The sequence below is a fragment of the Kribbella sp. NPDC051936 genome (genome assembly GCF_040680955.1).
Classification (GTDB): domain Bacteria; phylum Actinomycetota; class Actinomycetes; order Propionibacteriales; family Kribbellaceae; genus Kribbella.
In genome coordinates this window covers 290,661-304,340 of the sequence record NZ_JBFAXS010000009.1, presented here as the reverse complement: position 1 = coordinate 304,340, position 13,680 = coordinate 290,661, and the positions used below count along the sequence as shown (strand labels likewise).

The 13,680-nt window shown below is 67.9% G+C and carries 14 protein-coding genes; 8 read left to right on the top strand and 6 right to left on the bottom strand.

The window, feature by feature from the left end; all coding sequences use genetic code 11:
* Positions 1-53: 53 nt before the first annotated feature.
* Together AB0L64_RS31810 and AB0L64_RS31805 are read left to right on the top strand one after the other, a co-directional pair.
* Complete coding sequence (locus tag AB0L64_RS31810; protein ID WP_363716127.1) at positions 54-839, top strand: SGNH/GDSL hydrolase family protein; 786 nt, start codon at positions 54-56, stop codon at positions 837-839.
* Positions 840-986: 147 nt separating this feature from the next.
* On the top strand, positions 987-1,988 hold the full coding sequence (locus AB0L64_RS31805) for a winged helix DNA-binding domain-containing protein (RefSeq protein WP_363716125.1): 1,002 nt from the start codon (positions 987-989) through the stop codon (positions 1,986-1,988).
* Here AB0L64_RS31805 and AB0L64_RS31800 read toward each other — a convergent pair.
* Positions 1,977-4,271 carry an excinuclease ABC subunit UvrA gene (locus tag AB0L64_RS31800; RefSeq protein WP_363716123.1) on the bottom strand — a complete coding sequence of 765 codons (2,295 nt, stop codon included), beginning with the start codon at positions 4,269-4,271 and terminating at the stop codon, positions 1,977-1,979. The genes AB0L64_RS31805 and AB0L64_RS31800 overlap by 12 nt on opposite strands.
* A gap of 73 nt (positions 4,272-4,344) precedes the next feature.
* Entirely contained in the window at positions 4,345-4,899 is a 555-nt protein-coding gene (locus tag AB0L64_RS31795) for a MarR family transcriptional regulator (RefSeq protein ID WP_363716121.1), read from the bottom strand.
* Positions 4,900-4,946: 47 nt separating this feature from the next.
* On the opposite strand from AB0L64_RS31795, the gene AB0L64_RS31790 reads away from it, so the two are divergent.
* The 5 genes from AB0L64_RS31790 (at position 4,947) to AB0L64_RS31770 (ending at position 9,951) form a co-directional block, all read left to right on the top strand.
* Complete coding sequence (locus AB0L64_RS31790; RefSeq protein ID WP_363716119.1) at positions 4,947-5,654, top strand: SDR family oxidoreductase; 708 nt, start codon at positions 4,947-4,949, stop codon at positions 5,652-5,654.
* A 37-nt stretch (positions 5,655-5,691) separates the two neighbouring features.
* Entirely contained in the window at positions 5,692-6,741 is a 1,050-nt protein-coding gene (locus AB0L64_RS31785; RefSeq protein ID WP_363716117.1) for a LacI family DNA-binding transcriptional regulator, read from the top strand.
* A gap of 89 nt (positions 6,742-6,830) precedes the next feature.
* Entirely contained in the window at positions 6,831-8,123 is a 1,293-nt protein-coding gene (locus AB0L64_RS31780) for an extracellular solute-binding protein (protein WP_363716115.1), read from the top strand.
* 14 nt (positions 8,124-8,137) lie between these two features.
* Positions 8,138-9,073, top strand: coding sequence for a sugar ABC transporter permease (locus AB0L64_RS31775; protein WP_363716113.1), 936 nt, complete (start codon positions 8,138-8,140; stop codon positions 9,071-9,073).
* On the top strand, positions 9,070-9,951 hold the full coding sequence (locus AB0L64_RS31770) for a carbohydrate ABC transporter permease (RefSeq protein WP_363716111.1): 882 nt from the start codon (positions 9,070-9,072) through the stop codon (positions 9,949-9,951). Before AB0L64_RS31775 ends, AB0L64_RS31770 begins: the two co-directional genes overlap by 4 nt.
* Positions 9,952-10,539: 588 nt before the next feature.
* Here the strand turns inward: AB0L64_RS31770 and AB0L64_RS31765 are convergent.
* The 3 genes from AB0L64_RS31765 to AB0L64_RS31755 form a co-directional block, all read right to left on the bottom strand.
* Positions 10,540-10,890, bottom strand: coding sequence for a YciI family protein (locus tag AB0L64_RS31765; protein ID WP_363716109.1), 351 nt, complete (start codon positions 10,888-10,890; stop codon positions 10,540-10,542).
* A gap of 72 nt (positions 10,891-10,962) precedes the next feature.
* Positions 10,963-11,406 (bottom strand): carboxymuconolactone decarboxylase family protein, encoded by a 444-nt coding sequence (locus AB0L64_RS31760; RefSeq protein ID WP_363716107.1) that lies wholly within the window; start codon positions 11,404-11,406, stop codon positions 10,963-10,965.
* 39 nt (positions 11,407-11,445) lie between these two features.
* The gene (locus AB0L64_RS31755) at positions 11,446-12,228 is read right to left on the bottom strand and encodes a sugar phosphate isomerase/epimerase family protein (RefSeq protein WP_363716105.1); all 783 of its coding nucleotides are present in this window, start codon (positions 12,226-12,228) and stop codon (positions 11,446-11,448) included.
* 62 nt (positions 12,229-12,290) lie between these two features.
* On the opposite strand from AB0L64_RS31755, the gene AB0L64_RS31750 reads away from it, so the two are divergent.
* On the top strand, positions 12,291-12,470 hold the full coding sequence (locus AB0L64_RS31750; RefSeq protein WP_363716103.1) for a helix-turn-helix domain-containing protein: 180 nt from the start codon (positions 12,291-12,293) through the stop codon (positions 12,468-12,470).
* A gap of 56 nt (positions 12,471-12,526) precedes the next feature.
* Here the strand turns inward: AB0L64_RS31750 and AB0L64_RS31745 are convergent, their stop codons facing one another.
* Entirely contained in the window at positions 12,527-13,669 is a 1,143-nt protein-coding gene (locus AB0L64_RS31745; protein WP_363716100.1) for an enolase C-terminal domain-like protein, read from the bottom strand.
* Between the last annotated feature and the right edge of the window lie 11 nt (positions 13,670-13,680).

Here is a 13,680-nt window from a genome sequence, read left to right as displayed (position 1 = left end):
ACGTTGAGTACTACTGTCGCCACTTCCCGCTCATGCAAAGGCGGTCCGCCCCCATGAAGTCAGTCGTCAGTCTGCTGTCCGCCGCGGCCCTCGGCGCGGCGATGCTCCTCAGCCCGGGTGTCGCGCACGCCGCGGCGCCGAACTACGTCGCGCTCGGCGACTCGTACGCCTCCGGCGTCGGGACCCGCACCTACATCGAGAGCAGCGGCTCTTGCCAGCGCTCGACGAAGGCGTACGCCTACATCGACGCCGGCCGGCTCGGCGCGAACCTGACGTTCGTCGCCTGCTCCGGCGCCAAGGTCGCCAACGTCACCTCGAGCCAGTTGCCGTCGGTCACCAGTTCGACCGACATCGTCTCCGTCCAGGTCGGTGGCAACGATGCCGGGTTCTCGTCGGTGATCACCGAGTGCGCGAAACCCTCCTGGCTCGGTGACTGCAACAGCGCCGTGGCGAACGCGCAGTCGATCATCAACAACACCCTGCCCGGCCGGCTGAACACGCTGTACTCGTCGATCCGGAGCCGGGCGACGGCGGCCAAGGTCGTCGTGGTCGGGTACCCGCGGCTGTTCAACGGCACCGACTGCAACGCCGGAACCTGGTTCAGCCCCGACGAGATGACCAAGCTGAACGCGACCGCCGACCTGCTGAACTCGCGGATCTCGTCGGCGGCCGGCGCGGCCGGTTTCACGTTCGTGAACCCGACCTCGAAGTTCATCGGCCACTCGGTCTGCGGCAGTCCGGAGTGGATCAACGGCCTGTCGAACCCGGTCAGCGAGTCCTACCACCCGAACGTCACCGGCCAGGCGGCCTACGCCGACCTCGTACAGCCCGCCCTCTGACCAGCTCCGACGTTTCCCTGGCTGACCAGGCAAATGCGGGGTTCTTCACCCTGATTCAGGGTGAAGAACCCCGCATTTCGCGGGTGAGCCAGGCAAATTGCCTTTCGAGATGCGGACACGGCCGGTTCGTGGTGTCATGCTGGGGTGGTGCGGAGGTCTGTGGACTGGCTACTGGCGGCCAGGATGCAGGCCAACTGCCTTGCGCGTCCGGTGAACGAGGCCGGCCCCGGAGGGGTGGCCGACGTCGTGCGCCGGACGGGGGGACTCCAGGCCCAGACCTGGCGAGGAGCGACGTACGCCGTCCGCGCCCGCTCGACGTCCACCACGCTCGCCGATGTGGTCCACGCTCAGGAGACCGAGCGCTCCGTGCTCCGCGGCTGGTTCATGCGCGGCACCATCCAGCTCGTGGCGACCGAGGACGCCGGCCCGTTGCTGGGTCTGCTCGGCCCGAAACTGATCAAGGACACCGAACGCCGGTACGGCGAACTCGGGCTGCCGGAGCGCGTCCGTGCGGAGGCGGCCGACGTCCTGGAGGAGTGGTTGCTCGCCCACGGACCGAGCAACCGCGCCGAACTGGCCGACGTACTGCTGCGGGCCGGGCTGATCGCGGAGCCGAAAGGGCAGGCGGTATATGCCCTGATCCGCTACACCGGCCTGCTCGGGCGACTCTGCTACGGACCTGGCGAGACCTGGGTCGCGGTCCGTGACTGGCTCGGCAAACCACTGGTCCTCGAAGGTGATCCCGAGGACCTCGCCCGCCGGTACCTGACCGCGTACGGCCCAGCCACGGCACGTGACTTCGCGACCTGGTCGGGTCTGCCGGTGCCGCTCGCCCGGCGAGCCGTCGAAGCGGTGGCCACGACCTCTTTCGAGGTCGGGACCACCCAGCTCAAAGGCCTCGACGACCTGCCCGGCTGTCAGGACGTACGGCTGCTGGGAGAGTTCGACGCGTACCTTCTCGGCTACCAGGACCGCCACGTCGACCTGCCGAAGTCCATCTTCCCGGGCGGCGGCATGCTCCGCCCGGCCGTGCTGAAGGCCGGCCGGCCGATCGGCACCTGGGAGCACGCCACGCTCCGGACAGACCTCTTCGAACCGGCCGACCTGACGCACGAACTCGCGGACATCGCCCGGTTCTCAGACACCTGACACGTACCTGCGCAGGTGTTCCGCGGTCGTCGTCGGGCTGCTCTCGACCAGGTCCGCGGGCGTGCCGGTGAAGACCACCCGGCCGCCGTCGTGTCCGGCGCCCGGGCCGATGTCGATCAGCCAGTCGGCGTGCGCCATCACCGCCTGGTGGTGCTCGATGACGATGACCGTGTTGCCCTGGTCCACCAGGGTGTCGAGCATGCCGAGCAGCTTGTCCACGTCCGCCAGGTGCAGCCCGGTCGTCGGCTCGTCGAGGATGTAGATCGAACCCGTCTTCGCTGTATTGGAGACGTTTTCCACCCCACCGCCCCAGTCGTTGATCGCCAGCTTGAGCCGCTGGCGTTCGCCTCCGGACAGTGTCGTCAACGGCTGTCCGAGCCCGATGTACCCGAGCCCGACCGTGGCGAGCCGGTCCAGGATCGTCCGCGCCGTACCGGTCGTGAAGAACTCCCGGGCCTCGGCGACCGTCATCCGCAGGACTTCGCTGATGTTCTTCCCGTGCAGGCGGTACTCGAGCACCTCGGCGGTGAACCGCGCGCCGTTGCAGTCCTCGCAGACCGACGCGACCTCGGCCATCATCGCGAGATCGGTGTACACCAGCCCGATGCCTTTGCACGTCGGGCAGGCGCCGACGGAGTTCGCGCTGAACAGCCCGGGCTTCACTTTGTTCGCCTTGGCGAAAGCCGAGCGGATGGGATCCAGCAGCCCTGTGTACGTCGCCGGATTGCTCCGCTTCGACCCGCGGATCGGCTCCTGCCCGGCGATGATCACACCGTCCCGCCCGGCTAGCGAGCCGTGGACGAGTGAGCTCTTCCCGGATCCCGCGACACCGGTCACCACAGTGAGGACGCCGAGCGGGATATCCACACTCACGTCGCGGAGATTGTGCAGTGTCGCGTGCGCGATCGAGAGCTTCCCGGTCGGTCGCCGTACGTCGTCGCGCACGTTCACCCGATGGTCGAGGTACTGCCCGGTCAGCGTGCCGGACGCGGTCAGGCCGGCCAAGTCACCGGCGTAGCAGAGCCGCCCGCCGGCCAGGCCCGCGCCCGGGCCCAGGTCGACGACGTGGTCGGCGATCCGGATCGTCTCCGGTTTGTGCTCGACGACCAGCACCGTGTTGCCCTTGTCCCGCAACTGCAGCAGCAGGTCGTTCATCTGCTGGATGTCGTGCGGATGCAGGCCGACGGTCGGCTCGTCGAAGACGTACGTGACGTCGCTCAGGCTCGACCCGAGGTGCCGGACCAGCTTCACCCGCTGCGCCTCGCCGCCGGACAGCGTGGACGACTCGCGGTTCAGGCTCAGGTATCCCAGGCCGATCGTCACGAAGGACTCGAGCAACTCCCGCAGCCCCTCCAGCATCGGTCCGACCCCGGAATGCTTGATGCCGGCAACGAAATTGGCCAGATCGCTGATCTGCATCGCCGAGCACTCACCGATCGTCCGCCCGTCGACGGTCACGCTCCGGGCCGCCGCGTTGAGCCGGACGCCCCCGCATTCGCCGCACGTCTCCTGCCGGATCGCGCGTTCGGCGAACGCCCGCGCGTGGCTCTGCATCGACTGCGGGTCCTTGCTGAGGTACTGCCGTTTCAGCTTGGTGACGAGCCCCTCGAAGGTCAGATTGCTCTTCCCGACCCGGATCTTCATCGGCTCCTGGTAGAGGAACTGGTGCCACGCCTCGGGCGGGTAGTCCTTGAGCGGCAGGTCCGGGTCGAACAGACCCGACTGAGCCATCAGTTGCCAGTGCCAACTGTCGACCGAGAAGCCGGGCGCCTTGATCGGGCCCTGGTTGAGGCTCTTCTCGCGGTCGATCAGTTCGTCGAGGGTGAACTCGGTGGTCCGGCCGAGCCCCTCACAGACCGGGCACATGCCTTCGGCCCGGTTGAAGCTGAACACCGACGGGGGACCGGCGTACGGCGTCCCGGCGCGGCTGAAGAGCACGCGCAGCATCGTGTGGGCGTCAGTCGCCGTACCGACGGTGGAGCGGGCGTTGGCGCCGATCCGTTCCTGGTCGACGATGATCGCCGCGGACAGGTTCCGCAGCGCGTCCACGTCCGGCCGGCCGAGGCTCGGCATGAAGTTCTGCACGAACGCGGTGTAGGTCTCGTTGATCAGCCGCTGGGACTCGGCGGCGATGGTGTCGAAGACGAGTGAGGACTTGCCGGAGCCGGAGACCCCGGTGAAGACGGTGAGCCGGCGTTTGGGGATGTCGAGCGAGACGCCGCTGAGGTTGTTCTCGCGGGCGCCGCGCACCTGGATGACGTCGTGACTGTCAGCAGGAAGCATCCTTCAATGGTCTCATTGAACCGCCCGTACGAACTTGGAGCGGATGCGCGAGCCAAACGTCTGACAGAAAGTCTCAACGTCGCGGTGAAGGTTGGCGGGCCACGCGAGCGACCTCGTCGAGGAGTTCCTGGAGCTGGGCCGCGAGCCGGGTGCGGGCGGTGGGGGACAGGGACGCGACCAGTTCGGACTCCCGTGTGAGGACCTGGTCGACCGTCCGCTCGATCAGGTCGTGGCCGGCTGCGGTGAGGGTGACGACGACCGCACGACTCCCGTCGTCCGCGGTCCGCCGGGTGACCAGGCCGGCGTCCTCGGCGCGCGCGACCCGCTGCGAGATCGCTCCGGCGGTGACGAGCGTCCGGCGGGCCAGCTCGCGCGTGCTCAGCTCGTACGGCGTGCCCGCGCGCCGCAGCACGCTGAGCAGATCGAGCGTCGCGGGATCCACTCCGGCGTCCGACAGCACGCGACGGCGGTCGTCGGCGAACAGCTTGGCCAGCCGCCACAGCGGGGTGACGATCTCGATCGAGTCGGTCGGCGTACCGGGACGCTCGCGCTGCCAGGCACGTGCGATCTCGGCGGCGGGATACGCGCTGGGCGCGTCGAGAGGGTAGTTGTCGGCCACGAGACCCATGCTACGTTTAGGTCTAAACATTTAGAGCTAAACGTGAGGATTGTGTGATGAGGACGATCGTGGTGACCGGGGGAGCGACCGGGATCGGGCGGGCGACCGCGGAGCGGTTCCGGGCCGACGGCGACGATGTGGTGATCACCGGCCGGCGGGCCGACGTACTCGAGAAGACCGCCGCGGATCTCGGCGCGCGGGCCGTGGTGTGCGACGCGACCGATCCGGCCCAGGTACAGCGGCTGCTGGACGAACTGCCCGAGCGGGTCGACGTCCTGGTCAACAACGCCGGCGGCAACACCGTCTTCGGCGGCGCCGACGGCGATCTCGCCCGGCTGAAGGCCGACTGGCTCGGCAACCTGGAGGCGAACCTGATCAGCGCGGTGCTCACGACGGCCGCGCTCGGGCCGCGACTGACCACCGCCGCCGTCCATCTGGGTTCGATCGCGGGTGCGCGCGGCGCGGGTTCGTACGGCGCGTCGAAGGCGGCGCTGGCGATCTGGAACGCCGACATCGCGGCCGAGCTCGGGCCGCGGGGGGTCACCTCGAACGTCGTCGCGCCGGGTTTCACCGCCGGGACCGAGTTCTTCAAGGGCCGGCTGACCGGCGAGCGTCGCGAGACGTTGCTGCAGGCAACGTTGACCAAGCGTGAGGGCCAGGTCGCGGACATCGCCGGCACCATCCACTTCCTGGCCTCACCCGCCGCACGCCACATCACCGCCCAGGTCCTGCACGTGAACGGCGGAGCGCTGATCAGTCGCTGATGAGTGACAACGTGCGCCAGATGTGACAATGGGCGACATGCGTCCCACCGTCAAAGATGTCGCCAAGCTCGCCGGGGTGTCGCCGAAGACGGTGTCGAACGTGATCAACGGCGTCGTTTTCGTGCGCCCCGAGACCCGTGCCCGGGTGGAGAGCGCGCTGGCCGAGCTCGACTACGTGCCGAACATGAGCGCCCGCGGCCTGCGCAACGGCCGCTCCGGCATGATCGCGCTCGCGCTGCCCGACCTGCTCCGGCCGTACTCGGCGGAGATCGTCCACCTGGTCGTCGAGCTCGCCCACGAGCGCGGCTGGGGCGTGCAGATCGAGCAGACCGCGGCCGAGCCGAACCGTGAGTTCGAGCTGCTGTCGAAGGCCCGCGCGTACCTCGTGGACGGCCTGATCCTGAACCCGGTGAACCTCGACGACAGCGCGGTGACGTCGGCCGGTCCGCTGCCGCCGCTGGTCCTGATCGGCGACGTCGACCAGGACGTCGTCAGCCAGGTCGCGATCGACAACGTCGCGGCCGCGCGGGACATGACGAACCACTTGCTGGCGCAGGGATGCCGGCGGATCGTCGCCGTCGGTACGCCGGAGATCCCGCGCGGCTCGAGCGGCGCCGGCATGCTGGGCGGATCGGCCCAGTCGCCGGGGACGGCGGCCTCGCGGCTGCGGACCGCGGGCTACCGGCAGGCGCTCGAGCAGGCCGGCGTACCGCTCGATCCGGGGCTCGAGATCAGCCTCGACCGCTGGCGGCCCGAGGGCGCCGCGACCGTGGTGGGGAAGTACCTGACCGAGCACGAGCTGCCCGACGCGTTCTTCTGCTTCACCGACACGATGGCGTCCGGCACCCTGGCGGCGCTGTGGAGCGCGGGCATCGACGTCCCGAGGCAGACGCTCGTCGCCGGGTTCGACAACATCCTCGACAGCCAGTTCATGATCCCGCCGCTGACCACGATCGACTTCGACCGGCGCGCGTTCGTCGCCGCCGCCCTCGACCTGCTCGCCGAGCGGATGGCGGACAAGACGGCACCGCCACGCAGGGTGATGATTCCGCACCGCGTTGTCCAGCGCGCCAGTACCGCACGATAACGGATACGTTTCCACAAAATCGCACATCGGAGTCTTGTGCCGGCCATTCTAACGATGTAATCATCGGTCCCGCCCCCGAAGGAGACCGAATGACTGCAGATTTCTCCCGCCGCAGCCTGCTGAAGACAGCGGCCGCGCTGGCCGGTGGCGGGTTGCTCGTCGGCTGCGCGCCCGGCGCGTCCCGCTCGACGGCCGACCTGAACTACTGGCACCTCTTGACCGGTGGTGACGGCACGGTGATGGCAGGCCTGGTGGACGCCGTCAACGCCGCGAACCTCGGCTTTCACACCACCCAGACCGTGCTGGCCTGGGGACCGCCGTACTACACGAAGCTCGCGATGGCCTCCGCCGGCGGCCGCGCCCCGGACGTGGCGATCATGCACGCGTCCCGGATCGCGGGCTACGCGCCGGGCGGCCTGCTCGAGCCGTGGGACCTGGACCTGCTCGCCGAGGCCGGCCTGCGCGAGAGCGACTTCCCGGCCCGCGTCTGGGAGAAGTGCCAGTACGACGGGAAGCTGTACGCGATCGCGCTCGACACCCACCCGTTCGTGCTCTACTACAACACCGAGCACGCCGAGAAGGCCGGTGTCACCGAGGCGCTGCACACGCTGAAGAGCCCGGAGGAGTTCACCGAGGTCGCGACCAAGCTGCAGAAGGTCACCGGCAAGCACGGCCTGTCGTACGGCTACCTCGGCGACGGCGCCCAGATGTGGCGGCTCTGGTACACGCTCTACAAGCAGACCGGCGCCGACATGACGCTCGTGCCCGGGCAGCCGGCCAAGGTGGACAAGGACGCCGCAGTCAAGACGCTGAGCTTCGTGCAGTCGTTGCTCAACGACACGATCGCCTCGCGCAGCGGCGATGGCGGCACGGCGACCAGCGAGTTCCTGCACGGCGAGAGCGGCATGTTCTTCGGCGGCGTCTGGGAGCTCCCGGTGCTGAAGGAGGCGAAGCTGCCCGTCGACGCGGTGCCGATCCCGACGATGTTCGGGACCCAGGCCGCGTACGCCGACTCGCACACGTTCGTGCTGCCGCGGCAGTCGAAGGTGTCGCCGGAACGCCGCAAGCACGTGTACACGATGGTGGCCGAACTGCTGAAGCGGTCGGTGAAGTGGGCCGGCGGCGGTCACATCCCGGCGTACCAGCCGGTCGCGACCAGCGCGGAGTACCAGGCGCTGAAGCCGCAGTCGAACTACGCGGGGATCCCGGGCTACGTGAACTACGACCCGGACGTGTGGTTCAGCGGTGCAGGCAGCGACTTCCAGAACTACTTCGCCGAGAACGTGCAGAACGTGTTCCTCGGCAGTGGTGACCCGGCGGCCGGGTTCGACGGGTTCGTCGCCCGGCTGAACAAGCTGCTCGACCGTCCGCAGCCGGTGTGAGAGGAGAGGCACAGATGTCTACCGTCATCGACACTCCGACCGCCGCGGCGGAAGAGGTCACAGCGCAGGGCAGGGCGCGGGCGAAGCGGGGCGAGACCTTCGCCGGCTGGGCCTTCGCGGCGCCGTTCGCCGTACTGTTCGGGCTCTTTCTCGTCGTACCGGCGCTGTACGGCCTGTACCTGAGCTTCACCGGCGAGACGCTGACCGGTGCGGGCAGCGGACTGGTCGGATTCAGCAACTACGCCGACGCCTTGCGCGACCCGGACATGTGGAAGTCGCTCGGGAACACGTTGTGGTTCACGGTGCTGAGCACGGTCCCGCTCGTGGTCCTGTCGCTCGCGCTTGCCCTGCTGGTGAACCTGGGCCTGCCGGGGCGCTGGCTCTGGCGCCTGTCGTTCTTCATGCCGTACCTGCTGGCATCGACCGTCGTCGTGATGTTCTGGAGCTGGATGTACAACCCGACGCTCGGGTTGATCAACGGCGTCCTGGCCAAGTTCGGGACCGCACCGGTCGCGTGGCTGCAGGATCCGAAGGTGGCGATGATCTCGGTCGTGATCACCACGCTGTGGTGGACGATCGGGTTCAACTTCCTGCTCTACCTGGCAGCGCTGCAGAACATCCCCGAGCAGCAGTTCGAGGCCGCGGCGCTGGACGGCGCCGGCAAGTGGCGGCAGCTGTTCTCGATCGTGATCCCGCAGCTGACGCCGACCACGGCACTGATCGTGACGCTGCAGATCCTCGCCTCGCTGAAGGTCTTCGACCAGATCTACATGCTGACCAACGGCGGTCCGGCCGGGAAGACGCGGTCGATCGTGCAGTACATCTACGAGTCCGGCTTCACCGGCTACCGGTTCGGCTACTCGTCGGCCATCTCGTACCTGTTCTTCGCGCTCATCGTCCTGGTGTCGCTGGCGCAGTACAAGCTGATCAACCGCAGGAGCGCCTCGTGAGCACCTACACCCTGAGTCGTGGGATCAAACAAACGCGCAAGCCGGGCGAAAACCCCTGGAGCGTGTCCAGAACGGCCGCGCTGCTGGTGCTTGCGGTGCTGGCCGTAACCTGGCTGGTGCCGTTCGGCTGGGCCGTGCTCACGTCGCTGAAGAGCGAGGCGGACGCCGGTGCGTCGCAGCTCACGCTGAACCCGCCGGACGGGTTCAGCTTCGAGGCCTATCGCAAGGTGCTGTCGGCCGGCGACATCCCGTCCTGGGCCTGGAACAGCCTGATCACGTCGGTGGCGATCACGCTCATCACGGTCGCGACGTCGGCGCTGGCCGGCTACGCGTTCTCGCGGGTGAACTTCAAGGGCAAGCGATTGTTGTACGCCGCGATCATCGCCGCGATCATCATTCCGCCGCAGTTGCTGATCGTGCCGTTGTTCCGGCAGATGCTGGCGTTCAACCTGGTCGACACCTATTGGGGCATCATCCTGCCGCAGGCGTTCGCGCCCGCGATGGTGCTGATTCTCAAGCGGTTCTTCGACCAGATCCCGGTGGAACTGGAGGATGCGGCCCGGGTCGACGGCGCGGGCAGGCTGCGGGTGTTCTGGTCGGTCGTGCTGCCGTTGTCGCGGCCGATCCTCGCGGCGGTGGCGATCTTCGTGTTCATCGGTGCGTGGAACAACTTCCTCTGGCCGTTCATCGTGACCACGGACGCGGACCTGATGACGCTGCCCGTCGGCCTGCAGACCGTCAAGAGCGCCTACGGCTTGCAGTACGCGCAGAACATGGCGTCCGCGATCCTGGCCGCGCTGCCGCTGGTCGTGGTGTTCCTGTTCTTCCAGCGACAGATCATCAAGGGCATCGCGACCACCGGCTTCGGTGGTCAGTAGAGCTTTCCTGGACAGGAATTCCGGCACTCGGGATTCCGGTCACGATCCCTTGAAAACGTCGTCACTCTCAGCGAGGGTTGCCTGATCACTTCCGCGTCGTTTCCGGGTGCGGGGAGGACGGGGGAGTGTGCGGTCGTGTGACGTGAACACGGCCGTATCCGCCGTCACTCGGGGGTAGTACACGATGAGAAGGGGGAAGTGTGTCAGCGATGAAAAGGCTCGCCGAGCAGCGCCGTGATGTGAGGAGTCACGGCGACGCAGGTCTCGGACGGGCCGCAGTCCAACCAGCGGTGTGTACCGGCATCCACGAGGTGACCTCGTCGATCCCGTCGGTGCGGCCGCGACGCGTGGCGATGCTCAGGCTGAGCAACGGAATGACGACCACGCTGCGACTCGGCGACGGTGCACAGGCGCCGGCGCCCGGCGCGACCGTACTCGTCCAGGGTGGCCGGGGCATGGGCGATCAGCCTGCCTCAGGTGGGGTCATCCTCGCGTCGAGGTGACCCGTCGGACGTGAACGGTCAGAGTCAGTGACTCGCCGGTCTCAGGTGTCAACGCCCAGCTGAGGCCGGCAAGTCCCTGGGACGGTCAGCTCTCCGCCGGATCGGTGAACTCCCGGATCTCGATGGGGGAATAGGGCGCTTCCGGCAGCCGGCCGGCGATCTCGGTCGCGCGCTCCAGGCTGCAGTCCACGACGTAGTAGCCGGCCAGCACTTCCTTGGCCTCGGTGAACGGCCCGTCCGTCACCGTCGGTACGCCGTCCCGGACCCGGACCACCCGCGAGTTCGCGGTGGTCAGCGGCCGGTCGTCGATGTGCTCACCGCACGCCTTCAGTTCGTCGATGAGCTTGCCGTGCTGTTGCATCACTTGGTCCATGCCCACGGCCTGCAACGTGTCCCAGGTCTGTTCGTTCCCGTAGATGAGCAACATGTATTTCATCTGCTTGCCTCCATTCACCGGGTACGTCGGAGCCCCGGACATCATCTCGACATCCGGGGCCCACGCTATCGACTACCAGGTCGCACCGGCAGGAGCCCGCACGGTGGTGTTGAGGCGGTTGAAGAGGTTGGTGAGGCCGATCATCAGGATGATCGCCGACAGTTCCTTCTCGTCGAAGTGGTCGGCGGCCGCGTTCCAGATCTCGTCGGTGACCGCGGTCGGGTTGTCGGCCAGCCGGGTCGCGGCCTCGGCCATCTCGAGCGCGGCCCGCTCGGCGTCGGTGAACAGGTCGGAGTCGCGCCACGCGGCGACCTGGTGCAGCCGCTCGTCGGTCTCGCCGTTCTTCAGCGCGGACTTGACGCCGCCGAACACGCAGGGCGAGCAGCCGTTGATCTGGCTGGCCCGCAGGTGCACGAGTTCGAGCGTCTTGCCGTCGGCGCCGGACTGCCCGATCGCCTTGTAGATGTTCTGGATGCCCTTGGTGGCGTCGGGCAGGACCATAGCGGGGTTGGTCATCCGTGCGTGCATGATCGCTTCTCCATCAGTTGGTTGCTTTCACTGTCTTGACGGATGCTGCGCGGCGGATGTGACAGCGAACCGCAGATCTCTTTCCAGCCGTGTCTTCACCGGTACGGCGGGATCGGAGTACTGACCTGTCAGGCAGATCGGTCCGCTGTAGCGAAGCTGGCGGAGCGTCGCGAACACGGCCGCCCAGTCGGACAGCCCGTCCTCGGCCTCGACGAAGTTCGTCTTCCAGGCCCCGTCGGTGCGGACGTAGTGGACGTTCTTCAGGTTCACGATCCCGAGCCGATCAGCACCGAGTTCCAGGGTGACCGCGGGATGGTCGCCGGCGAGCGCGTCGTGCGCCGCGTCCCACACCAGCTTGAACCGTTCGGGCAGCCCGTCGAGCAACTGCAGCACGCCCAGCGTCGACGACACGTACCGCCCGTGGTGCGGTTGCACACCGACCTGTACGTCGTACTGCTCGGTCAGGGCGACGGCCTGCTCGAGCAGCGCGCGGTTGCGGCGCACGGAGGCGGCGTACCCGTCGGGACCGAGGTCGGCCATGATCCGGATCATCGGCACGCCGGCCTCTGCGCAGGCGGCGAACACCGACTCGGACAGGTCGCTCGCGACGCTGATCGGTTCGATGCCCTCGGCCCGTAACTGGGCGGTGAACTTCGGCAGCTCCGCCTCGGCGCTCGCCGCCGTGACGTACGCGGCGTCCCGGACCGGGACCTCGGCGCCGGTGAACCCGAGGCCGGAGACCAGCCGGCCGAGCTCGTCACCCGGCAGCCCGATCCAGGGCTTGGTGAAGACGGACCACAGATAGGTCATGTTCAGCGGCCTCCCAGCCCAGTTGCCTCGGTCACCGAATAGTGTCGGCGCCGGGTGATTGCATGTCCTTCGTGTCCAGGTTCCGGTTGTACCCGACGCCAGCGCAGGAAGCCGCGCTGCTGACGCACTGTGGGCATGCCGGATACGTGTGGAACCTGGCCCTTGAGCAGTGGCCCGAGCACCTGCAGGAAGTTGCACAAGCAAACCTCCGGCCGGCCACTGAACTCTTCCACCACTCATAATTCTTCTGTACAACTCATTTTTCTTTCTCTTGTAGGTTCTGTCTGCCGCAATCTCCTCATCGGTAGAGCAGGTCGATCGACTCGGCGCGGATGCGCTCCTCGTCGACCTCGACGCCCAGTCCAGGGGCGGTGGGGACCGTCGCGACGGCCTTGGTGATGTTCAGCCCCTCGACGTACAGATCGGTCAGCAACTCCGGCCCGTTGAGCTCGGCGGGCAGGGCGAGCTCGAGCTGACTGAACACGTGCAGAGCGGCGGCGAACGCGACGCCGCAGTCGGTCAGGCCGCTGGCGAGCAGTTCCACGCCGCCGGCCAGCGCGGTCTGGGCGGTCTTCAGCGCGTTCCGCAGACCGCCCGACTTGCAGATCTTGACCACGACGAGGTCCGCGGCGTCCAGGCGGATCGCCCGGGCGAGATCCGGGGCGGAGAAGCTGCCTTCGTCGATCGCGACCGGCAGGTCGATCAGTTCACGGACGCGTTGCATGGCGAGCGTGTCGGTGCTGGGCACGGGCTGCTCGACGCAGTGGATCGTCCGGATGTGCTTGATCCGGTCGTGCAGCTGCTTGAGGGCACTCGGGCGGTACGACTGGTTGGCGTCGAGCCACAGCGGTTTGCCGTCGGCAACTTCCGCCACGGTCTCGATCGCCGCGGTGTCGGCGTCCAGGTCACCACCGATCTTGACCTTGTACGCCGCATAGTCCGACGACTCGACGGCGTGTTCGCGGACCGCGTCCTGGTCGCCGACCCCGATCGCCGAGCAGAGCGGGATCTCGTCGTACACCTTGCCGCCGAGCAGCGCGTGCACGGGGACACCGGCGAGCTTCCCGGCCGCGTCGTGCATAGCGACGTCGACGGCCGCACGGGCGAACGGAAAGCCGTTCGAGACGGCGGGGCTGAGGCGCTTGGCGGCACGCTGGTGGAACAGCTCGACGTCGAACGGGGTGAGCTCGTTCAGGATCGGCGCGAGATGGCGACGGATGACGACCGCCATCGTCTCGGCGGTCTCGTAGCTCCAGCTGGGCAGCGCGCGCTGTTCACCCCAGCCGACCACACCGTCCTCGGTGGTCAGCTTCACGAAGATCACCGCGCCGGCCTGGTCCGGGGCCGCGTCCGGCGCGCCGACCGCGCCGCTGCCGAGCACGAACCGGCGGGCGAACGGCACGGCGACCGGGAACACCTCGACCTGGGTGATGCGGGACATGGGCAGTCCTT

Bases quoted from the DNA above. Each gene is read 5' to 3' on its own strand.
- AB0L64_RS31810 (WP_363716127.1), top strand. From the start codon at position 54: ATGAAGTCAGTCGTCAGTCTGCTGTCCGCCGCGGCCCTCGGCGCGGCG.
- AB0L64_RS31800 (WP_363716123.1), bottom strand. From the start codon at position 4,271: ATGCTTCCTGCTGACAGTCACGACGTCATCCAGGTGCGCGGCGCCCGC.
- AB0L64_RS31795 (WP_363716121.1), bottom strand. From the start codon at position 4,899: ATGGGTCTCGTGGCCGACAACTACCCTCTCGACGCGCCCAGCGCGTAT.
- AB0L64_RS31790 (WP_363716119.1), top strand. From the start codon at position 4,947: ATGAGGACGATCGTGGTGACCGGGGGAGCGACCGGGATCGGGCGGGCG.
- AB0L64_RS31785 (WP_363716117.1), top strand. From the start codon at position 5,692: ATGCGTCCCACCGTCAAAGATGTCGCCAAGCTCGCCGGGGTGTCGCCG.
- AB0L64_RS31780 (WP_363716115.1), top strand. From the start codon at position 6,831: ATGACTGCAGATTTCTCCCGCCGCAGCCTGCTGAAGACAGCGGCCGCG.
- AB0L64_RS31775 (WP_363716113.1), top strand. From the start codon at position 8,138: ATGTCTACCGTCATCGACACTCCGACCGCCGCGGCGGAAGAGGTCACA.
- AB0L64_RS31765 (WP_363716109.1), bottom strand. From the start codon at position 10,890: ATGAAATACATGTTGCTCATCTACGGGAACGAACAGACCTGGGACACG.
- AB0L64_RS31760 (WP_363716107.1), bottom strand. From the start codon at position 11,406: ATGACCAACCCCGCTATGGTCCTGCCCGACGCCACCAAGGGCATCCAG.
- AB0L64_RS31755 (WP_363716105.1), bottom strand. From the start codon at position 12,228: ATGACCTATCTGTGGTCCGTCTTCACCAAGCCCTGGATCGGGCTGCCG.
- AB0L64_RS31750 (WP_363716103.1), top strand. From the start codon at position 12,291: ATGTCCTTCGTGTCCAGGTTCCGGTTGTACCCGACGCCAGCGCAGGAA.
- AB0L64_RS31745 (WP_363716100.1), bottom strand. From the start codon at position 13,669: ATGTCCCGCATCACCCAGGTCGAGGTGTTCCCGGTCGCCGTGCCGTTC.